Source organism: Streptomyces sp. BoleA5 (assembly GCF_000373665.1).
Lineage (GTDB): Bacteria > Actinomycetota > Actinomycetes > Streptomycetales > Streptomycetaceae > Actinacidiphila.
On the sequence record NZ_KB892109.1, the window covers coordinates 34,716 to 55,183 of the forward strand.

The following is a 20,468-nucleotide window of genomic DNA, read 5'->3' on the forward strand; positions in this document are numbered from 1 at the left end:
CCCGCGCAATGGCGCCCCATTCGTGGTGGGACACCTCGACCGTAGAATGCCTTCGCACCGGGCACCTTGCCCCGTTGTGCACGGCGTCTTGCCCGCCCGTGCAGTGGCCGCGTACCGGAGTCGGGGCGGACCGCACCCACCGCGGTCAACGCCTGGCAAGGCCCGTCAGGGCGTCGCGGAGCGCCGCCCTGGAGGTGATGCGGAGCTTGGGGAAGACCCGGCCCAGATGCCCGCCCACGGTGCGGGGGGAGAGGTAGAGCCGCTCGGCGATCTGCTTGTTGGTCAGGCCGGAGGCGGCGAGATGGGCGATCTCGAGTTCCTGCGGGGTGAGGCTGACCGACTCCGGTCCGTCGGCGCGCTTGACCATCCAGCCGGTCGCCTGCAGGGTCCGCCTCGCCCGGTCCGCCCATGGGCGCGCGCCGAGTTGCTCGAAGGTCGCCAGTGCCGCGCTCAGCGACGCCCTGGCGTCGGTGGTCGATCGCGCCTTGCGCAGCCGTTCGCCGTAGGCGAGGGTCACGCGGGCCAGGTCGAAGGGCCACTGCTGGACGCCGGGGTGCGCCAGGGCCCGCTCGAACAGCCCGATCGCCTCCTCGTCCGCTTCGGCGGCCATCGCGCGGGACGCGTCGACGAGCATGGCCCTGCGGGGGGAGAGCGCGGCGATCCCGGCGTGCCGGGCGGCGGCCACGTGCGCCGCGGCCTCCGCCGGCCGCTGGGTGCGCACGGCCGCCTCCACCACGTCCCCGACCACCAGCAGAGCCACGGGTGTGTAGGGGGCCAGCTCGCCGGGCGGGCTGATGGCGGCCGCGTGCCGGTAGGCGCGTTCGAAGTCGCCCTCCGCCTGCGCGACGAGCACCCGGATGTGCTCCGCCAGGGTCACCAGATGGCGCGCGCCGCGGGAGGTCCCCCACACGCCCATCGCGTCGGCCGTCTCCTCGGCGACGCCGGCCTCGCCGCGCGCCGCCGCGACGACGGCCTTGTAGTACAGGAAGTACCAGGAGACGGCCTCGAAGGCGTGCTCCTTGCACAGGCGCAGCCCTTCGTCGGCCAGTTCGGTCGTGTCGTCCCACCGGCCCGAGAGGAACGCGTCCGTGCACAGCAGCGGGAGGGTGACGATCTGCCTGCGCCCCTGGGACGAAACGCGCGAGACGGCGTCGCGCACTCCGGTGAGCCGGTCGGCGGCGATGCCGGCGGTACCGATCCGCGTGATCCTCGACGGGGCGGTCTCCTGCGGCAGGCCCGCGATGAGCTCCTCCAGGTCGCCCATCGCCGGCAGGGCGGTGCGCGCGGGGTCGCCCTGGGTGGCGACGTTCACCGCCAGCAGGCGGGGAGCGTCGGGCCCGAGCCGCTCCAGGATCTTGTGGAGGGGTTCCCACAACTCCGCCCGGCCGCCGAGGCAGCACAGCAGCAACAGCAGGTACAGAGCCTCCTCGAGCGCCGGGTCGCAGGCACCGTAGGGATGGTCGCCGTTCTCGATCGCGCCGAGGAGTATCTGATGGGCGGTGTCGATGTCGCCCTCGCCGTCGAGCAGCCGGTGGACGGCGACCGCGGCCGAGTAGAGGGACGCGCGGTCGTCGGGGCCAAAGCGCCGGGCGTCGTCCAGGAGGCGGGAGGCCATGGTCAGTTCACCGGAGGCGTCCGCACGTATGTAGGCGGCCGCGGCCAGCCGGCGGCCCCGGTCGGCCGCGCCGGGGCTCAGGTGCGCGGCCTTGGTCAGCGCCCGGATCGCGGCCGTGGCGTCGCCGCGCCGCAGGACCCGGTGGGCGGTGCCCTCCAGCAACGCCGCGACGTCCTCGTCCTGTTCGACGCACGCCTCCCCCAGGTGCCACGCACGCTGGTCGGGACGGTCGTGCAGCACCTCGGCGAGTTCGCGGTGCACGCGGCGGCGCTCCGCGGAGGTGGACGCCTCGACGACCGCGGCACGGTACAGCGGGTGCCGGAAGCTCAGACGGTGGTCGAACTCCTCGATCCGTACGAGGCCGTCGCGCTCGGCGGCCTCCAGCTCCGTCAGATCGGCCCCGGCGCCGAGCCGTTGGGCGGCGCACTGCAGGACGGCCAGGTCCCCCGTCCCCTCCAGCGCGGGCACCAGCAGCAGACGGCGTGTCGCCTCGGGCAGTCCCGCCACGCACGAGCCGAAGACCTCGCGCAGCCGCCGGGTGAGCGGCAGCGCGGCCGGCCGGCGCTCCAGCCCGGCGCGCTGAGGCCCGGTCAGGGCTGCCGGCAGTTCGACCAGGGCCAGCGGATTGCCCAGCGCGGCGGCGGCGACGCACTCCACGACGGGAGCCGCGAGGTCCGGATGGGACGCGCTCGCCAGCAGCCGCGACGCGCCCTCGTCCAGCGGCAGGACCTCGTACTCGGCGCGTACCGCGGTCTCGGCGCGGCCTCGGCGTCCCCTGCGGGCGGCGAGGAACCGGACACGGCTGCCCGCGAGCCGGCGGGCCACGAAGCCCAGCACGGCCGCGCTGGCCGGGTCCACGGCCTGGAGGTCGTCGACGACCAGCAGGATCGGCGTGGCGGCGGCCGCCCGGCGGAGCAGCACCAGAGCCGCGTTCGAGACGAGGAACCGCTCGGGCGGCGCTCCCTCGCCGAAGCCCAGGGCCACCCGCAGGGCCGCGCTGTGGGCCCCGTCCACCGCCTGCGGATCCTCCTCCCACAGCGGGAAGAGGAGCTGGTTGAGCGCCGCGTACTCCACGCCGCTCTCGGACTCCGTGCCCGCGGCCCGCAGCACCCTGGCCCCGGCTGCCGTCGCCCTCAGGGCGAGGTGGCCGAGCAGCGCCGTCCGGCCCACCCCGGGCTCGCCGGTGAGCAGCACCGCGCCGCCGGAATCGACCGAGCCGAGCAGCCCCTCGATGCGCTCCACGTCGCCCGCGCGACCAACCAGCCCCTGGGGCATGCCGGCGCCGACGTCGGCCGTGTACACCGAGGATTGCATCGGATCTTCATGGCTCTCTGTTTCTGGGCCTGGACCCAGGCATTCTCACACGGCACCGACGGCCCGCCCGGGCGGGAAGTGGTGAGTTGCGCCTCAGGGCAGGAGCGGAATTCACCTTCCGTATTCCTGGCGTACGTGTTCCGGGTCTCCGTTGTTCGCGGCGGTGCGGTCCGGGTCAGCTCTTCGGGAGCCAGCGGCTCAGCGCGTTGATGAGCCGTTCCAGTGCGGGCAGTTCGCTGGAGCGGTCCGTCATGATCGTGCGGCCGTTGAATTGCAGGGTGTACTGGAACATGTCGTGCGCCGACATGTTCATCGTGAAGTCCGGTACGTCCTCCAGCTCCGGGTCGCCCAGCAGGATGCGCAGTTCCCTGAACCGGGCGGCGCCGGCGCGGTACACCACGGGTCCGCCCCTGCCCCTGGTGAGGACGGTGGCGTCACCGCGTAGCGTCACTTCCTGGTGGACGCCCGCGAAGCCGCCGCTGATGGTCATGACCACCAGCTTCTGACCCGGTCCGCGAACGGGGACCGGTGTCGCGCCACGGCTCGGCGAGGACGTCGGGGCGAGCGACGGGGAGGGCGCGGCGGAAGCCGACGCGGACGCGGAGGGTGGCGTGGGCGACGGTGACGCGGCGGAAGCGGTCGCGGTGACCACTCCGCCGTCCGCCGGCGCGCCCGAGGTCTTGCCGATGGTGAGAGTGCAGCCCGTCGAGCCGAGTGTCGCGGTGGCGAGAAACACCACGGCCAGCAATGCCACGCCCCGTGCCCTCACGGCTCTCTCCTCCGCCAGTCGATCGCCCCGACCCAGGCCTGGATACCACGGAATCAAGCCTTCCGACCCCGGCGATCCACCCCCCGCGGGCGCCTGGGCCCATCGCCCGGGCGGCCGCTGAGGGTGCCTCGGTGGAAGCCTTCACCTGGAGGTGGTGTCGCGATCCCCCGCTCAGGCGCTCGCCTCGCGGGCGATCCGCGCGAAGAGCGAGGCGCAGACCCCGGGCATGGACAGGAGCAGCGAGTGGTGACTGGGCAGCCGGACCGGCCCGGCGGTGCGAACGGCCATGTCCCCTCCTGGAGGGCGCGCCGCGCTGTCCCGCTCGCACACGACATACGTGGACGGGACCGCGCGCCGGCCCGCACCGGCCAGGGGCCGGACGAACGACTTCGTGCTCCGCGGCCCCAGCGGCGCGACGCCGCCTCGGCCGCTCGTCGCGGTACGTCACCGCAGAACGTGGCGACCGGGTCGTCCGGCACCGGCCGGAACCCCCGCGGCTCCGGGGCGACGGCGGCCGGGTGACAGCCCGGAACGGTCTCACCGGCCCGGCCTCCAGCCGGTAGGCGGCCGGACGGACGACGTGGGCGATCCCGGCCGCCTCCGCGAGGACCTGGCATGGGAGTGCGCGACCACGACCACCGGACCCTCGCCCCTCTCCGGGCCCCGCAGCACCTCGCCCGCGTCCTCCCGGACTCCGGCGGTCTCTCGCCCGGCGCTGGGGAGGTCGGCCACGCGCGTCGCCCGGCCGTCGGCGGCGAGCGGGGAGCGCACCCGGTCCCCGCACCAGGAGCCGGGCCACGCCCCGTGCACGAGGAGCAGGGTCGTTGCGTTCGGTCGGGAGTCGGCAGCACCACGTAGACCTCCGGATACCGGGGCAGGGCGAGCGGCGTCACCAACCCCGCCGCCGCGACATTTTCTTGACTCATCAAGTACTTTGCTAGGCTCGGGGCGACAAGGCCGGCCGTCCAGCTAACGCCACGGAGACACGATGAGTTTTCTGCTGACCGGGACCGATCCCGACGACCCGATCCGGAGCCGGCGCGGCGCGCTCTACGTGCCCTCCGGCCAGGGGCCCACCGTATGGGCCGCGGACGACGTCTACACGATCAAGGCGACGGGCGCGCAGACCAACGGGAACATCGGCTTCGTCGAGGCCACCGTTCCGGCCGGCGGCGGCCCGGTCCCCCATGCGCACACGCAGGAGGACGAGACGTTCTACGTCCTCGACGGCGAGCTGGAGTTCGTGGACGGCGACCACGAGTTCACCGCCGTGGCCGGCGACTTCATCCATGTGCCCAAGGGAATCCGGCACGGCTTCAAGAACAAGCGCATCCACGCCGCGCGACTGCTCTTCATCTACACACCGCCCGGCCTCGAGCAGCTGATGCTCGACCACAGCACACCCGCCCGCCCCGGCGAGGCACCGCCTCCCCTCGACGAGGACATGGGCGCCCGAGCCGAGCAGGTCATCCGGAAGTCCGGGACGATCATGCTTCCGTAGCCCGCGCGCACGCCGCCGCCGGCCCCCGCCTCCCGGGGCGGGGCGCCGGCGTGGTGACGGCCTGCGGGGTGCAGAGGCGGTCGCCGACGGTGAACGCGGTCATCATCGATGCGGCGCCGTCGGCCTCCGAGCCCACCGTCCACGGGGAGCCGATGCTCCGTGTGACGGAGTGGTAGGTGCTCCGGTCCTCCCGACTGCCGGCGCGCTTCCCCACGCCCGCGTCAGGGTGCCCGCCGTCGTTCTCACCGGTGCTCGGCGTGATCTCCTCGGGCTGGGGCAGGGTGCGGGCGTCGATCTTCTCGCCGTGTGCGAAGGGCGGAGCGGTACTCCGGCGAAGCGCGGCGGGTCGCGTCGAGCGGGGCGGTCGTGTCCGCCGGGCCGGACGCCCGGCGGACACGACCGCCCGTGCCGCCTCACACGGCCTCGGGCGCCTCCGCGGGGTGCGCCGGCGGGGCGATGAGGGACGCCACCGGGTTCGTCACCGTGCGGCAGCGGGTCCAGCGGGTGGCCTCGCCGTCGTGGGGCGAGGCGATCTCCGCGGGCTCCGCGGCCGGGGCGGCGCCGAGCAGCCCGCGGTCCCGGCAGTACTCGTCGTCGTAGACCGTGGACAGGTAGCGGTGCGGGCCGTCGGGGAAGACCGCCACGACGCGAGCCCCGGAGGGGTAGGTGCGGGCGGCCCATCCGGCGACGAGGGCGACGGCACCGACGCTCCAGCCCCCGGACGCGTAGTGGGAGCGCGCCAGGGCACGGCAGGTGTGGACCGCTTCCGCCGGGGTGACCCAGTGCACCTCCGTGAACTGCTCGTACGCCACGTTGCGGGAGTGGATGCTGCTGCCGATGCCCCGAACGAGGCGGGGCCTGACGGGCTGGCCGAAGGTGAGGGAGCCGACGGTGTCCACCCCGATGACGTGCAGGTCGGGGTTGAGGGCGCGCAGTGTGCGGCTGACGCCCGCCGAGTGGCCCCCGGTGCCGACGCTGGTGACCAGGACGTCGACCCGGCCCAGTTGCTCGGTCAGCTCCCTGGCCAGGGGTGCGTAGGCGTCGGCGTTGTCGGGGTTGTCGTAGGGGTCGGCGCACCACGACCCGGGCTCCGCAGCGAGCAGTTCACCGACGCGCCTGCGGCAGGCCTCCTGCCATCCCCGGAAGGGGTGGGCGTCGCGGACGATGTCGAGGCGGGCACCGCGTGAGCGCAGCAGGCGCTTCATGTCCGGCTCCAGGTCCGGGTCGGTCACCAGCGTGACGGGGTGGCCGAAGACCCGTCCGGCGAGTACCAGTCCGAGCCCGAAGGCGCCGCTGGTGGACGCGACGACGGTCCCGCCGGGGAGGAGGTCGCCGCGCTCGCGGGCCCGGCCGACCATGTGGACGGCGGAGCGGTCCTCGATGCCGCCGGGGTTGGCGCCTTCGAGTTTCGCCCAGAAGCCGCGTCCGGGCGTGGTGAGGGGGTGGGAGATCCACAGCAGGGGCGTGTTGCCGACCGCGGCGGCGAGGTCGCGGCCGGTGGTGGGCTCGTTCATGGTGTCCGCCTTCTGGTATCGGGAAGAGTGCCGTGCACGGCTCACCCGCCTCCCGTGCACTCACGGGCGGGGGCGAGGGACCGTCAGCCGGTCCTGGGGGCGTCTTCTAGATGCGCCAGAGGCAGAGGACGGAGGGTTCCGCGGTCGCTATGCGCGCGTCGGGGGCCGGGGCGCTCCCGGGTGTGTTGTGCGAGGCGGGCACCTGTCCGGGCGCCGTTTCGGCGGCTCCGGTCTGTGTGGGGCCGGAGCCGTGCTCACGTGGTCCGGTGCGCGACCCCGGCAGTTCGGAGGTGTCCGGGGAGCAGTCCTCGCCGGGGTGGTGCGGAGCGACGGGGTGGGGCCGCTCCTCCGAGTTCGCCGGATGGACGTGGGCGTGGAGCCCGTCGTGGGCGTGCGCGGGCGAGCCGGCCACGGTGAAGCAGAATGCGGCCAGCAGCGCGACGAGGAACGTCGGGCACGTTCCGCGGTGGCGGCCTCGCACAGGGCGCACATTACGCCATGAAGCATCCCCGAACGGTCTCAGGCGTGCGGTGGTTTGCCGCCCAGGTGGTGATCGGCGAGGTTGAGCACCTCGTCGACCCGCAGCACGACCAGGACCACGGCCGCCACCACGGCCGCGGACCGGAGCACGGGCATGCGCACGGCCACGAGGGCCGTCGGGGCACGGCAGGTCTGCGCCACCGGCTGGGACACCTTCTGCGCCCGCACTCGCACGAGTCCGCCGACAAGGTGGACCGGGCCCTGGAGTCCTCCGCCGAGGGCATGCGGGCCCTGTGGATCTCGCTCGCCGTCCTCGGCGTCACCGCGATCGCCCAGGCCGTGGTCGTCGCCCTGTCCGGCTCGGTCGCCCTCCTCGGCGACACCGTGCACAACGCGGCCGACGCCCTGACCGCGCTGCCGCTCGGCGTCGCCTTCGCCCTCGGGCGGCGGGTCGCCACCCGGCGCTTCACCTACGGCTACGGCCGGGCCGAGGACCTCGCCGGGATCGTCATCGTCCCCACCATCACCGCGTCGGCCGGCTTCGCCGCCTGGACCGCCGTGGACCGGCTCCTGCACCCGCGGGACGTCGCCTACCTGCCCGCGGTGGCCGTCGCGGCGGTGATCGGCTGCGTCGGCAACGAGTGGGTGGCCCGCTACCGCATGCGCGTCGGACGGAAGATCGGCTCGGCCGCGCTGGTCGCGGACGGCCTCCACGCCCGCACCGACGGCTTCACCTCGCTGGCCGTGCTGCTCGGCGCCGCGGGCGCGGCGATGGGCTGGCGCCTGGCGGACCCGGTCGTCGGTCTCGCCATCACGGCGGCCATCCTGCTGGTCCTCCGCGACGCCGCGCGCGAGGTCTTCCGGCGCGTCATGGACGCCGTCGACCCGGCGCTGGTCGACGGTGCCGAGCGCGCCCTGCTCGACGTGCCAGGGGTGCGCGAGGTGGCGGAGCTGCGCCTGCGCTGGATCGGGCACCGGCTGCGCGCCGAGGTGGCCGTGGCCGTCGACGGCGACCTCACCGTGCGTCAGGCCCACCACGTCGCCGTCGCGGCCGAACACGCCCTCCTCCACGCGCTACCCCGACTGACCGCCGCCCTGGTCCACGCCGACCCCGCGCCCGCACCGGGCATGGCCGACCCGCACGCCGGACTGGCCCACCACGCGGCGTGAGGCCCGGCCCACCACTCCCACCTGCGGCGCGCCGACGGGCAGGGCCGCCCCCGGAGCGGCGTTGGTGCAGCCCGACGCCACGTCAGCCCGCGGACCGGGCACGTCGGGGAGGTCCGGAAATGCCGGTAGTGTGCGCGCATCCACCGAGACTTGACTGGGCATATCTTCCGATATGCACCAGATTCGGCACCTTCGACTCGTTCCACCGCCCCGTGCGCCTGAGCACCTCGGCGGCTGTCACTGGGTGAGGTGGGCACGTGGGCATAGCGGGGATGACCCTGACCGTCGTGATCCTCGTGCTCGCTGGAGTGGCGCGGCGGCTCCACCGATACCCCGGCGGCTGGAGATTCGCGCTCTCCGGCCGTCATGACACCGACAGGGACGCCCTGGACCGCGCCAGGCGGGCCGTCCGGAAGCTGCGCCGCAGGGCGCGGCGCGAACTGGCCGGGGCACGGGCGCGGGTCGCCCGGGCCGACCGCGCGCACCGGCGCCGTGTCGGCGACGCCGAGCGGCACCTCGCGCGGCTGCGCCGGCCGGGCAAGGGTGCCTTCGTCGCGGCGCTCGGCAAAGTGTCCCTGCACGAACACGTGATGGTGATATCCGGGCCGAAGAAGAAGGTCCTGCCCCTGGACGGACTGCAGGTTCGGTTCGAGCACAGCACGATCGGCAACCACATCTACCTCAGGCGGCCGGACGGGGTCCACTTGCAGTCCTATCCGCCCGGCGAGCACGGCGAGGACACCGTTCGCGGCTTCGGCGTGCGCATAGAGAACGCGGTCGCCACGGAGAGCACGTACCTCATCGGGCTCGCCACGTCGGTCAAGAAGGCGGAGGACGGCCTCAAGGCGGCCCGCGCGGACACCGGCCCCGCCCAGGAAGCCCGCAGGCACCTGCGCCTGATGACCGCCCGCCGCGACCCCGCGCTCGCCGAGGCACTCGTGGGCCTCGAGGCCGCCCGCGACCGGTGGCAGCGGCTCACCGGCCGGCGCCCTCCCCGCTGACGGGGCGCGCGGTGCCGGGCCCGCCGCCTGCGCGGCTTCGGCTTGGGCACGGGAGAGCAGGTCCGGAGCACGGGCTTCGGAAGGCGGAGCGCCTGCCGGTAGTGAGGCTCCGCGTCATCCGGAGCACCGGCGTGTCGCTGCGCGTCGCCCAGATCGAGTGTGGACGGCGACACAGAACGTGCCCTCGGAGCCTGCCGGTGTGGGGGCCTCCTCGTCGCGCGTCGGGACGAGCAACTCCGTTTCCACCCGGCGCAGTTGCGCGGCCGGCCGAGCGGGTCAGCCGGCGTGGCCGTTCGGTGGCCGGTTCGGCCGCTCCGGCCCGCCGGGCGACGTGAAGGCGTCCCAGTCGGCGCGGCCACCGGCCCCCATGACGCCGGTGGCGGAGCCCAGTTCCGAGTCCGCCAAGGCGAGCAGTTCACGGCGGGCCATCCAGGAGACCACCGGGGGGAACAGCGGCCGCAGCGGCTGGCACCAGCGCAGCCAGGGCGGGGCGTACACATGGTGGGCGCGCCGGGCGATGCCGGTGGCGAGCAGGTCGGCGACCTCTGCCGGAGGGTGGACGCGGCGGGCGAAGGACGGCTGGCTCCGCCGCAGGGCACGCAGCACGGGGTGGTCGTCGAGGTCCGTGATCATGTCCGTGCCGGTCCAGTGGAGGTAGGCGATGCCGACGGTCACGCCGTCGGCCTCGACCTCGCCGCGCAGCGCCTGGGCGAAGGACTCGGCGCCGGCCTTGGACGCGCAGTAGGCGCTCATCAGCGGGGCGGCGGAGAAGGCCGCGGTCGAGGCGATCTGCAGGAAGTAGCCGCGGGTGCGGGTCAACTGGGGGAGGAAGGCCCTGGCCGTGTTCGCCGCACCCACCAGGTTGACGTCGATGACCCGTTGCCAGAGGGCGGCGTCGGTCCGGGCGAAGGGCCCGCCCGCGGCGATCCCCGCGTTGGCCACCACCACGCTCGCGGGCCCGAGTTCGGCGTCCACCCGCCGGGCGGCGGCGTCGAGTGCGGCACGGTCGGTGACGTCCGCCTCGACGAAGATGTTCGGGCTGGGCAACGAGGCGGCCGCCTCACGCAGGGTCGCCTCCTCCCGCCCCAGGAGCGCCACCCGCGTGCCGAGGGCCGACAGGTGACGGGCGAGTGCCTCGCCCACACCCCTGGCGGCGCCGGTCACGACGGCCACGCGTCCCTGCAGCGGATTCTCCGGGGCTGCGCCGCCGCGTGGGCTGATACCGGTCGTCCTCACTGGCACCCCGTTCGGTCCGGGTACGAAAGTGCGTGGGCACCACCGAGTGAAGCCGAGATCCCGGCCCGGGGCCGCGTGGCGCGTCGGACGGGTGCGGAGCCGCCACTCGAACGGTGGCCTGGATACTTGCCACTCGCGCACACGACAGGAGAGGGCGATGAGCATTCTGCGGGCCGGACGGACGGCGGTGCGCCGCGACGTGGACCGCCGCGGCCGTGTGTGGAGCGAGCACGCGCTCCGCGTCCTCGACGACACCGGCACGGGCCTGGTGACCGCCTGCGCTCCCGGCGCGCACAACCGCTGGCCCCTCCCGTACGCCCGGGCTGCGCATGGGCCTGCTGGACCTGGCCGTCGGCTGTGCGGCGCCGGACGCGCCGCCGCCCGGCGCCGTCCTGCCGCGACGCTAGACGCGTTCGAGGGGTCGGTGCGGGGCGGGCGGGAGTTCGATCTCGACCGGGTCCTGGGGGCGGACGACCCCGCCCTGCCTCACCACGCCCATCACGCCGGACTTGAAGGTGAACTCCCCCGACTCCGGGTCCATGGCGAACATCTCGCCGAGCAGGCCCTTGCGGAAGTCGTTGATCTTCTGGCACGGGTTGCGCAGCCCCGTCACCTCCACCACGGCCTCCTCGCCGAGGTGCAGCAAGGTGCCGGTGGGCAGGCCCAGGAGGTCCACGCCGCGGGTGGTGACGTTCTCCCCGAGCTGGCCGGCCGAGACGTCGAAGCCCTTGCGGGCCAGCTCGTCGAAGAGTTCCTCGTGCATCAGATGGACCTGGCGCAGGTTCGGCAGGTCGGGCTCGTAGGTCATCCGGAACTGGTGTCGGATGGTCTCGCCGGCGTGGACGTCCCCTTCGACGCCGAGCCCCGCGAGCAGCGTGACGGACTCGCGGTGGGGCTTGCTGAACGAGTACGTCGCGTTGCGGCTCACCGCCGTGACCCGGCCTGCCATCTCCCACCCCGTCCGTGCGCGTTCCGCGTGCCAGGCCGATCCTAGAGAGTGACGCCGCCGGTCCAGAACCCGGTGGCGTCCGGAGCCGAAGTCAGGAATGCTCGCGCCCATGGTTTCGGTGGTGCAGAGCGTGGCGATCGACTGTGCGGATGCCTATGGGCTGGCCCGCTTCTGGAGCGCGGCGACCGGCCGCCCTCTGCATCCCGAGGACCGGCCGGGCGACAGGGAGACCCAGGTGATGTCGGCGGAGGGGCCGGTGCTGTACTTCAACCAGGTGCCCGAGCCCAAGACGGTCAAGAACCGGCTCCATCTGTGTCTGCGCCCCGAGACCACACGTGATGAGGAAGTGGAACGGCTGCTGGGCCTCGGTGCCACCTTCGTCGGGGACCACCGGAATCCCGACGGCACCGGCTGGGCGGTTCTCGCCGACCCCGAAGGCAACGAATTCTGCGTCCTTCGCGGCGAGTCCGAGCGGGCCGCGGCGGCTTCCTGACGCGTGCCACGGACCCGTGGAGCCGGGCTCTCAGCGCTCGGCGCGGCATCCGCCCGCTCCACGGGCGCGAGTCGGCGGCGGCGTCACCGGTAGGCCTTTCCGGGCTCGGCGGCGGCGGGGGAGAGAAGCTGGGAAACGGTGACGAACGTGTAGCCCTGGGCGCGGAGCTCCTTCAGGATGCCGGGCATGGCGGGCACGGTGCCCTTGTGCAGCGGGTGGAGCAGGATGATGCCGTCGCGGTCGGCGCCGTCGAGGACGCGCCTGGTGATCAGCACCGAGTCGGTCGTCAGGTAGTCCTTGGCGGTGACCGTCCACAGGATCTGTGCCAGCCCGAGCTCCCGCGAGATCCGGGAGACCCGGTCGTCGCTGCGTCCCTGGGGCGGGCGCATCAGTGTGGGTGTCCTGCCGGTGATGTCAGCGATGGCCCTCGCGGTGCGGCGCAGCTCGTCGCGGATCTGCGCGTCGGAGACGTCGGTCAGCCGCGGGTGCGTCCACGTGTGGTTGCCGATCTCGTGTCCCTCGTCGGCGATCCTCCGCACCACATCAGGGTGTTTGTGGATGCGCCTGCCCTCGAGGAAGAACGTCGACGGCGCGTCGTAGCGGTCCAGGAGGTCCAGCAGCCTGTCGGTCGGCTCACCGGGGTTGCCGTCGAACGTGAGCGCGATGCACTTCGCCTTCTCGCAGTCCACTCCTGCAGGCGCCGCGCTCCCCTTGGCCGCGGCCCGGCCGCGCACGTCGCGCGGGGCGATCGTGTCCACGCCGTACGACCGCACGGCGATCAACCCCGCGGCCGCGGCAAGGATCAGAGCCATGAGTACCCAAAGGCGGCGCACCCGCCGCTTCACAACGTTCACCCGAAAATCCTACTGTTCACAACATTCACCTTTCGCTGTCATCGCCACGCGCCGACCCGCCTCCCGAGGGAGAAGTACCAGCTCAAATGCCCTTTCGCGCGGCCTTCGCCGTGACGCCGGCCGCACACCACGGGGCCTCCATGTGGGGGGACACACACTGTTGACCCTCCGACGCCCGGAGAATCGCCCATGCAGGGAACAGCGCGGCCTCTCCCGGAGTTACGCGAAAAACGACAAAACGCCGTCCCATTCGAGGCGATGCTCATGCCGGCGCTACACCACCTCCTCACATCGGACGCGGACATCGCCTTCTGGGACGAGGGGGAAGGCGACGCGGTGCTGCTCGTCCACGGCTCCTTCGGCGCCGACTGGTTCGCACCGCTCGCCGGGCTGCTGCCCGGCCTCCGCGTCGTACGCACCCACCGCGCCGGGTACGGCCGGAGCCGGGATCGGAGCGGCCGGCTGAGCGTCACCGGCCACACGCGACACCTCGCGGAAGTGCTCGGCGCGCAGGGGATCGGGCAGGCCCACGTGGTCGGCCACTCGACCGGGGGCACCCACGCCCTGCAACTGGCCGCCGCGCACCCGGGGATCGTCAGGTCGATGGTCCTGGTGGAAGCGGCGCTCCCGTAGGCCGCCGACGAACCGCCGGGCGACGAACCGCCGGGCGACGCCATGCGCCGGGCCGTCGCCGCCGCGGCGGAAGGGGACCTGGCACGGGCTTACGGCCACTTCCCGGGGAGCGTGTGCTCCCCCGGCCACCTGGACGTCATGACGCGAGTGCTCGGCACGGAGGGCTTCCGGAAGTCGGTCCTCAGCGGCAGGTACTTCTTCGAGCACGAGCGAGCCGCGTTCGCCGCGTGGGACGCCGACGCCGCGGGTCTCGAGGCGCTGCGCCGGCCGGTGCTCCTGGTGGCGGGCGCTGAGGGGGAACGCCTGGGCAGTCCCTACCGGGCCCGGAACCGCGCGCCGGCCCCGCGTCTCCCCCGCGCCGAGCAGGTGACGCTGCCGGGCGTCAGCCACGCGATGCCCCTGGAGGACCCCGGCCTCGTCGCGTGGACCGTCCTCGACTTCGTACGGCGCCACCCGGTCGACGCGGTCTGACGGCCCTCACGGCGCCGTCGGCCGTCAGGGGGCGGGCGGTATCGGCAAGGAGCCGGCCTGACCGCGCTCCCGGCGGACCGGGCGCCCTACCGGACACGCCCGCGGACGCCGAGGTTCTCCACAGGCGCGGTCCCCGCTCCGGGCCCACTGTCAGACCCCTGCACCAGGATGCCGGACATGACGACAGTGATCGCTGACCCGCTGGTGTCCCGTGAGGACTACCGTTCCGCCGTGGACACGGCCCTGCAGGCGTGCGCCGCCTACTACGGCGACGGGACGAGCCCGATCGACGACGCCGCCTACGACCTGCTGGCCTCGCGCATCCGCGACTACGAGGTGGGCCACCCCGAGGACGTGCGGGAGGACTCCCCCACGGGCAAGGTCGGCGGCGGTGCCGCGCCGACGGGGGATGTCGCCCACATCGTCCCCATGCTGTCCCTCGACAACGTGTTCAGCCCGGAGGAACTCGCCAAGTGGGACGCGTCCGTCGCCCGCCGCCTGGGGGCACCGGTGCAGGGCGGCTACGTCATCGAGCCCAAGCTGGACGGCGCCGCCATCGCCGCCCGGTACGTGGACGGGCGCCTGACGCAGCTCGTCACCCGGGGCGACGGCACCTTCGGCGAGGACGTCTCCCACGCGATCGGGTCGATCGTGGGGCTGCCCCTGCGGCTCGACTCGCCGGCCACCTTCGAGGTCCGCGGCGAAGTCCTGCTCACCCGGGAGCAGTTCGAGGCGGCCAACGCCATACGCACGGCCCACGGGGCGAAGGTCTTCTCCAACCCGCGCAACGGCACGGCCGGCACGCTGCGCGCCAAGGACCGCCCCTACGTGATCGAGACGACCTTCTACGCGTACGGCGCCGTGGGCCTGCCCGGTGCCACGCACACCGAGATGATGGACGCCGTCGCCACCGCCGGGGTGCAGACCACGGCCGCGACACCGGTGGGTCCGCGCGTCTGCGCCACGGTGGAGGAGGTCCAGCGCCGCGTCGACGAGATCGCCGCGCTGCGCGCGGAGTTGCCGTTCGGGATCGACGGTGTCGTCATCAAGGCCGACGCGGTCGCCGAGCAGGAGCGCGCCGGGTTCGGCAGCCGCCACCCGCACTGGGCGACGGCGTACAAACTCGCGGCCGCCGTGCGGCAGTCGAAGCTTCTCGCGGTGGAGTGGAACGTCGGGCGCACCGGCGTCATCGCGCCGCGCGCCGTGCTGGAGCCGGTCGAGGTCGACGGCAGCGTCGTGCGGTACGCGACCCTGCACAACCCGAAGTTCATCCGCGACAGCGGCATGATGATCGGCGACACCGTCATGGTGTGGAAGGCCGGCGACATCATCCCCCGTATCGAGGCCCCCGTCGTGGAACTGCGCACGGGCGAGGAGACGCCCGTCGTCTTCCCCGAGTCGTGCCCGACGTGCGGCGGCGAGATCGACACCTCCGGCGAACGCTGGGAGTGCGCGGGCGGCGCCGGCGGCGGATGCGGGCTGCTCGCGGCCCTGCGGTACGCCGTGGGCCGCGACCAGCTCGACATCGACGGTCTCGGCGTCACCTACCTCGAAGCCCTGGTCGAAGGCGGCGCGGTCTCCGACGTGGCCGACCTGTTCGGCCTCACGCGTGGGCAACTGGTCGACGCGACCCGCAGCGAGAAACGGGCCGACACCGTGGTGGCGCAGATAGAGGCGGCCAAGAACAAGCCCCTCAACCGGGTCTTCTGCGCGCTGGGCATCGTCCGCACCGGACGCACGCTGTCCCGGGAGATCGCCCGTCACTTCGGCACGATGGACGCGATACGCGCCGCCGACGCCGACGCCCTGGCCGCGGTGCACAAGCTTCCGGCGGCCAACGCTCCCCGGATCGCGGCCCACGTCGCGGCCATGGGCCCCGTCATCGACAAGCTCGTCGCCTCGGGCCTCACCATGACCGAACCCTCGGCGAACCCCGCCGGGACGTCCGGCGTGGCGAAGCCCCTGGACGGTGAGGTCGTCGTCATCACGGGCGGCATGAACGGGCTCCTCGCCGGGCGGAACCGCAACGAGATGAACGAACTCGTCAGCAGCGCCGGCGGCACCTCCTCGGGCAGCGTGTCGAAGAAGACCACCATCCTCGTCGCGGGGACGGGAGCCGGGTCCAAGCTCGCCAAGGCACAGGAACTGGGCACGAGGGTGCTCACCGAGCAGGAGTTCGCGGACCTGGTCGCCGACCACCTCGTCTGAAGGCCCGGGGAGCCGCCGTCGCCCGTGGCCGCGGGCGGGGCGGTCAGCCGAGGCGGGTGAGCTTGGAGCCGAACGACGGCGAGGACAGGTGGCCGGCGACGGCGACCGGGACCTTGACGGCGCTGTCGGCGTCCCCGACGGTGAGGGTGCCGACCGGGGCCCCGGCCGGCGCCGCGTGCGGAACCCCGTTCCGGGGTGCGTCCAGGGAAAGACGGACCTTCAGGCCGCTCCAGCCGATCGCCCGGACGTCCTCCGTCGCCATGACCCCGGTCCGGCCGCCGAGGCCGTCGTCCACGTAGCCGACGGTCTCCCCCTTCCTGACAACGGTGTCCGAGACGAGCGCCCGCAGCGTGGCCTGGAGCAGGGTGTCGCTGCGGCCCAGCACCGTGTCGAGGATGTCGGCCTTGTGCTGCCCCAGCATCGCGCCGACGACGAGTTGCTCCGTTCCGTCGAAGTCACGGACGGCCGCGAAGAGGAGGTTGCCGCCGGCCTTGGTGCTGCTGCCGGTCTTGATGCCGACGACGTCACCGTTTCCGAGGAGCCGGTTGACGTTGTGCTGCACGTCGCCGTTCAGGTCCGTGTAGCGGGTCTTGCCCGCGAGTTCGGCGAAGACCGGGTCCTTCATCGCGGCGTGCCCCAGCTTGACCTGGTCGCTCGCGGTGCTGACGGTGGTCGCCTCCAGGCCGCTCGGGTCGGTGTACGTCGTGTCGTGCATCCCGAGTCCCCTGGCGGCGGCGTTCATCTTCCTCACGAACGCCGCCTCCGATCCCGCGTCCCAACGCGCCAGAAGGCGGGCGATGTTGTTGGCCGAGGGCAGCATGACGGCCTCCAGCGCCTCGTACTCGCTCAGCTCCTGCCCCTCGGTCACCTTGACGACGGACTCCCCCTCCGTCTGCCCGCTGCCGAACTGGTCTTCGGCCTTGCGGTCGACCTCGACGGTCCTGCCCGTGTCGCCCGGCTCGATGGGGTGGTCGCGCAGGATGACGTAGGCCGTCATCACCTTCGCGACGCTCGCGATCGGCACCGGCCGCTGCTCGCCGAAGGCGCCGATCCGGCCCAGACCCTCGGCCTCCAGCACCGCCTGGCCCTCGGCGGGCCACGGCAGTGACGGACGCTCGCCGTCGAAGGTGTACGAGGGCGCCGCGGTCAGCTTCAGCGTGGGTGCCGGCAGCGGGCGCAGCGCCTGGACCACGCAGAACACCAGGGCCAGCAGCAGGACGAGGGGCACCCAGGTCTTCAGCGGGTTCACGGGGGTGCGCTCCGCCGCCTCCGGGGGCGGAGGCGGCGGAGGCGGCGGAGGATTGGTCAGCTCGTCCAGCAGCGTCCGGCGCCGGCCCGTGGGCGCGGGGGCCTCCGCCGCGCCGTTCGTCTCGTTCGGCTCGGTCGTCTCCCCGGACGACTCCTGCTGATCCGCCCTGCCGGGGGACTCGCCCGTCACGCCGACCTCCTCGACGACATTGAGTTGCCGAGCACCAGTCTCCGGACCGTGGCGGCCACGGCATCGTGAGCGCGGCCGAAGGAGTGCCTCCGCCACCCGCACGGCTCCTCGCCCCCGCCCCGCCCCGTCCCCGTCCCCGGGCCGGGGACGGGGACGGGGACGGGGCCATGGCGGCGGTCGCCGCTTCGGGTGGTGGCGGCAACACGGGCGATATACGTTCGAAGAGGGAGGACGACTACGGGCTGCCGTGGCACGCCGTGACCGCGAGGGCAGCCCCGAGACCGCGCTCCGGGAAGGTGCCCCGATGAAGGTCCAAGGGTCCGTCGCCCTCGTCACCGGAGCCAACCGCGGGCTCGGTGAGCAGTTCGTCCGCGCGCTCCTCGAGGCAGGGGCCGCCAAGGTCTACGCGGGAGCCCGCGACCCCGCGAAGGTCTCCGTCCCCGATGCCGTCCCGATCGCAGTGGACATCACCGACCAGGAGTCGGTCCGTGCCGCGGCCGAGCAGGCCGGGGACGTGACGTTTTTGATCAACAACGCGGGTTCCACGACCCGGGCGAACGTCCTCACCGCCGAGCTGGATGCGTTCCGTTCGGAGTTCGAGACGCACGTCCTCGGCACCCTCGCCATGAGCAGGGCGTTCGCACCCGTCCTCGGGCGCAACGGGGGCGGCGCGATCGTCAACGTGCTCTCCGTGATGTCCTGGGTGACCGTCCCGCGCACCGCGGGATACGCCGCCGCCAAGTCCGCCGAGTGGTCGATCACCAATGCCCTGCGGGTGGCGCTCGCCGAGCAGGGCACGCAGGTCACCGCGCTCCACGTCAGCTATCTCGCGACGGAGATGGCCGCCGCCGTGACCGGTCCGAAGGAGGACCCCGCCACGGTGGCGCGTGCCACCCTCGCCGGCGTGGAGGCCGGAGCGGACGAGGTGCTCGCCGACGACGTCACCAAGCGGGTCCGGGCAGCACTGTCCGGCGGCACCGAGGCGCTGTTCCCGCAACTGCACGGCGGTGAGGCACTGGTCTGAACCCTGTCACGACGGGACGGCAACCGGAGGTGCCCATGACGGGCCGCGAGGCGCACCACGACCCCTCTGACCTGGACGGCCAGACGGTCGTGGTGATCGGGGCCAGTGCCGGCATCGGGCTGGAGACCGCGCGCCGCGTGCGGGCCGGCGGCGGCGAGGTCGTCCTGGTCGGACGCAACCCCGAGCGGCTTCGGCAGGCCGCGGACGAGCTCCGCCCGCTGAGCACGGCGGCCTTCGACGCCACCGACACGGACCGTCTCAAGGAGTTCTTCCAGTGCCTGCCGGGCACGGTCGACCACGTGCTGCTCACCGCCGGCAGCCCCTTCTACATGCCGCTGGCCGACATGGACCTCGCGGAGGCCCGCCGCCACTTCGGCGAACGCCTCGCCATGACCTTGGCGGTGGCGCTCTACAGCGCCGACAAGGTCCGCCCCGGCGGCACACTGCTGTTCATCGGCGGCACGGGCGGCCGGCGACCGGGCGTCGGCCTGGCCGTCGCGTCCACCCTGACCGCGGCCCTGCCCGCCCTCACCGCGAACCTGGCGCTCGAGCTGGCGCCGATCCGCGTCAACCTCATCGCCGCCGGATTCGTGGACACCTCCCTGTCGGCGTCGCTCCTGGGCGACCGGCTCGAGGCCCGGCGCGAGGCACTGCGCGCCGAACTGCCCATCCGGCGGGTCGTCGGCCCGGCCGACGTCGCCGCGCTCGCCACCCACATCATGTGCAACGACGCGCTCACCGGCGGGACGTACGACATCGACGGCGGCCAGAACCTCATCGCGCACTTGACTCCGGGAGGCCGTCTGTCATGATCACTTGGTTCATCACCGGCGCGGCCCGCGGATTCGGGCTGGAAGTGGCGCGTCAGGCGCTGGAACGCGGCGACCGCGTCGTGGCGACGGCACGCGACCCCCGGGACGTGGAACGAGCGCTCTCCGCGTACGGCGAACGGGTGCTCGCGGTCGCCCTGGACGTGACCGACGAAGCGCAGGCCCGCGCGGCGGTCGACGCGGCCGTGTACGCCTTCGGCAGGATCGACGTCCTGGTCAACAACGCCGGACGCGGAGTGCTCGGCGCGGTGGAGGAGACCTCGGACGCGGCGTTCCGGGCGGTCTACGAGACGAACGTCTTCGGTCTGGCCAACGTCACCCGCGCCGTCCTGCCGGTCATGCGCCGGCAGAGGTCGGGCCGCATCCTCAACCTCAGCTCCATCGGCGGTTTCCGCGGCGCGCCGGGCTTCGGTGTCTACTGCTCGACCAAGTTCGCGGTGGAGGGGCTGTCCGAGGCCCTCCACGGCGAACTGGCCCCGCTGGGCATCCACGTCGTCATCGTCGAACCGGGCTACTTCCGCACCGACTTCCTCGACGCGTCCAGCCTCCACACCGAGGGCCGGGTGATCGACGACTACGCCGCCACAGCGGGCGCGGTGCGCGACGCCGTCCCCGGCCTCAACCACACGCAGCCCGGCGACCCGGTCAAGGGCGCGAGGGCCATGATCGAGCTCGCCGACTCCGACCACCCGCCGATGCGCGCCCAGCTCGGCAGCGACTGCGCCGCGGCGATGGACGGCAAGATCGCCGAGCTCCGCAAGGAGACCGACGCCTGGCGGGACCTCGCGCTGTCCACCGACCACGACGCCACCGGCTCCGCGGCCTGACGGTTCCCCGCCCGCGGCGGCCTGGCGCGGCCCTCTTCCGCTACGCTGCGCCGATGACGAGGGATCGACCCGGGGAACTCCGGGAGGCGTGGCGGACCGGCCGTGTCTTCGGCCCCCCGATCCGGCGGATCTTCCGGGACG

18 protein-coding genes are annotated in these 20,468 nt (G+C 73.4%); 10 read left to right on the plus strand and 8 right to left on the minus strand.

The window, feature by feature from the left end; all coding sequences use genetic code 11:
- Window positions 1-145: 145 nt before the first annotated feature.
- Both B085_RS0122540 and B085_RS49465 read right to left on the minus strand, forming a co-directional pair.
- A complete protein-coding gene (locus B085_RS0122540) occupies window positions 146-2,929 on the minus strand; it encodes an AAA family ATPase (protein ID WP_018560858.1) in 2,784 nt (927 codons plus the stop codon).
- A gap of 175 nt (window positions 2,930-3,104) precedes the next feature.
- Window positions 3,105-3,698: a hypothetical protein gene (locus B085_RS49465; protein ID WP_158689803.1), complete on the minus strand. Its 594-nt coding sequence runs from the start codon at window positions 3,696-3,698 to the stop codon at window positions 3,105-3,107.
- A 988-nt stretch (window positions 3,699-4,686) separates the two neighbouring features.
- On the opposite strand from B085_RS49465, the gene B085_RS0122560 reads away from it, so the two are divergent.
- Window positions 4,687-5,199, plus strand: coding sequence for a cupin domain-containing protein (locus tag B085_RS0122560; protein ID WP_018560861.1), 513 nt, complete (start codon window positions 4,687-4,689; stop codon window positions 5,197-5,199).
- A 413-nt stretch (window positions 5,200-5,612) separates the two neighbouring features.
- On the opposite strand, the gene B085_RS0122570 is transcribed toward B085_RS0122560, so the two are convergent.
- Together B085_RS0122570 and B085_RS0122575 are read right to left on the minus strand one after the other, a co-directional pair.
- Window positions 5,613-6,713, minus strand: a complete 1,101-nt coding sequence (locus B085_RS0122570; RefSeq protein WP_018560863.1) for a PLP-dependent cysteine synthase family protein — start codon at window positions 6,711-6,713, stop codon at window positions 5,613-5,615.
- Between the two features lie 106 nt (window positions 6,714-6,819).
- On the minus strand, window positions 6,820-7,194 hold the full coding sequence (locus B085_RS0122575) for a hypothetical protein (RefSeq protein WP_018560864.1): 375 nt from the start codon (window positions 7,192-7,194) through the stop codon (window positions 6,820-6,822).
- 71 nt (window positions 7,195-7,265) lie between these two features.
- Between B085_RS0122575 and B085_RS0122585 the strand changes: the two genes are divergently transcribed.
- Together B085_RS0122585 and B085_RS0122590 are read left to right on the plus strand one after the other, a co-directional pair.
- Entirely contained in the window at window positions 7,266-8,363 is a 1,098-nt protein-coding gene (locus B085_RS0122585) for a cation diffusion facilitator family transporter (RefSeq protein ID WP_420706622.1), read from the plus strand.
- A gap of 257 nt (window positions 8,364-8,620) precedes the next feature.
- Window positions 8,621-9,364, plus strand: coding sequence for a hypothetical protein (locus B085_RS0122590; RefSeq protein WP_158689804.1), 744 nt, complete (start codon window positions 8,621-8,623; stop codon window positions 9,362-9,364).
- Between the two features lie 276 nt (window positions 9,365-9,640).
- Here B085_RS0122590 and B085_RS0122595 read toward each other — a convergent pair whose 3' ends face one another.
- Window positions 9,641-10,585, minus strand: coding sequence for a short-chain dehydrogenase/reductase (locus B085_RS0122595; RefSeq protein ID WP_037732262.1), 945 nt, complete (start codon window positions 10,583-10,585; stop codon window positions 9,641-9,643).
- A gap of 418 nt (window positions 10,586-11,003) precedes the next feature.
- Complete coding sequence (locus B085_RS0122600) at window positions 11,004-11,549, minus strand: MOSC domain-containing protein (protein WP_018560869.1); 546 nt, start codon at window positions 11,547-11,549, stop codon at window positions 11,004-11,006.
- A gap of 109 nt (window positions 11,550-11,658) precedes the next feature.
- Here B085_RS0122600 and B085_RS0122605 point away from each other — a divergent pair, with 109 nt between their 5' ends.
- On the plus strand, window positions 11,659-12,042 hold the full coding sequence (locus tag B085_RS0122605) for a VOC family protein (RefSeq protein WP_018560870.1): 384 nt from the start codon (window positions 11,659-11,661) through the stop codon (window positions 12,040-12,042).
- Between the two features lie 83 nt (window positions 12,043-12,125).
- Here the strand turns inward: B085_RS0122605 and B085_RS0122610 are convergent, their stop codons facing one another.
- On the minus strand, window positions 12,126-12,854 hold the full coding sequence (locus B085_RS0122610; RefSeq protein ID WP_018560871.1) for a polysaccharide deacetylase family protein: 729 nt from the start codon (window positions 12,852-12,854) through the stop codon (window positions 12,126-12,128).
- Between the two features lie 306 nt (window positions 12,855-13,160).
- On the opposite strand from B085_RS0122610, the gene B085_RS43465 reads away from it, so the two are divergent.
- The 3 genes from B085_RS43465 (at window position 13,161) to ligA (ending at window position 16,208) form a co-directional block, all read left to right on the plus strand.
- Window positions 13,161-13,529, plus strand: a complete 369-nt coding sequence (locus B085_RS43465; RefSeq protein WP_158689805.1) for an alpha/beta fold hydrolase — start codon at window positions 13,161-13,163, stop codon at window positions 13,527-13,529.
- A gap of 138 nt (window positions 13,530-13,667) precedes the next feature.
- A complete protein-coding gene (locus tag B085_RS0122620) occupies window positions 13,668-14,000 on the plus strand; it encodes an alpha/beta fold hydrolase (RefSeq protein ID WP_158689806.1) in 333 nt (110 codons plus the stop codon).
- A gap of 177 nt (window positions 14,001-14,177) precedes the next feature.
- On the plus strand, window positions 14,178-16,208 hold the full coding sequence (ligA, locus tag B085_RS0122625) for an NAD-dependent DNA ligase LigA (RefSeq protein WP_018560874.1): 2,031 nt from the start codon (window positions 14,178-14,180) through the stop codon (window positions 16,206-16,208).
- Window positions 16,209-16,251: 43 nt separating this feature from the next.
- Here the strand turns inward: ligA and B085_RS0122630 are convergent, their stop codons facing one another.
- Window positions 16,252-17,646 (minus strand): D-alanyl-D-alanine carboxypeptidase family protein, encoded by a 1,395-nt coding sequence (locus tag B085_RS0122630; protein ID WP_018560875.1) that lies wholly within the window; start codon window positions 17,644-17,646, stop codon window positions 16,252-16,254.
- Between the two features lie 304 nt (window positions 17,647-17,950).
- On the opposite strand from B085_RS0122630, the gene B085_RS0122635 reads away from it, so the two are divergent.
- The 3 genes from B085_RS0122635 to B085_RS0122645 are packed head-to-tail and all read left to right on the plus strand — an operon-like array spanning window position 17,951 to window position 20,327.
- Window positions 17,951-18,670 carry an SDR family oxidoreductase gene (locus B085_RS0122635; protein WP_018560876.1) on the plus strand — a complete coding sequence of 240 codons (720 nt, stop codon included), beginning with the start codon at window positions 17,951-17,953 and terminating at the stop codon, window positions 18,668-18,670.
- Window positions 18,671-18,705: 35 nt separating this feature from the next.
- The gene (locus B085_RS0122640; protein WP_018560877.1) at window positions 18,706-19,482 is read left to right on the plus strand and encodes an SDR family oxidoreductase; all 777 of its coding nucleotides are present in this window, start codon (window positions 18,706-18,708) and stop codon (window positions 19,480-19,482) included.
- Complete coding sequence (locus B085_RS0122645; protein ID WP_018560878.1) at window positions 19,479-20,327, plus strand: oxidoreductase; 849 nt, start codon at window positions 19,479-19,481, stop codon at window positions 20,325-20,327. The genes B085_RS0122640 and B085_RS0122645 overlap by 4 nt, the downstream gene beginning before the upstream one ends.
- Window positions 20,328-20,468: the final 141 nt, after the last annotated feature.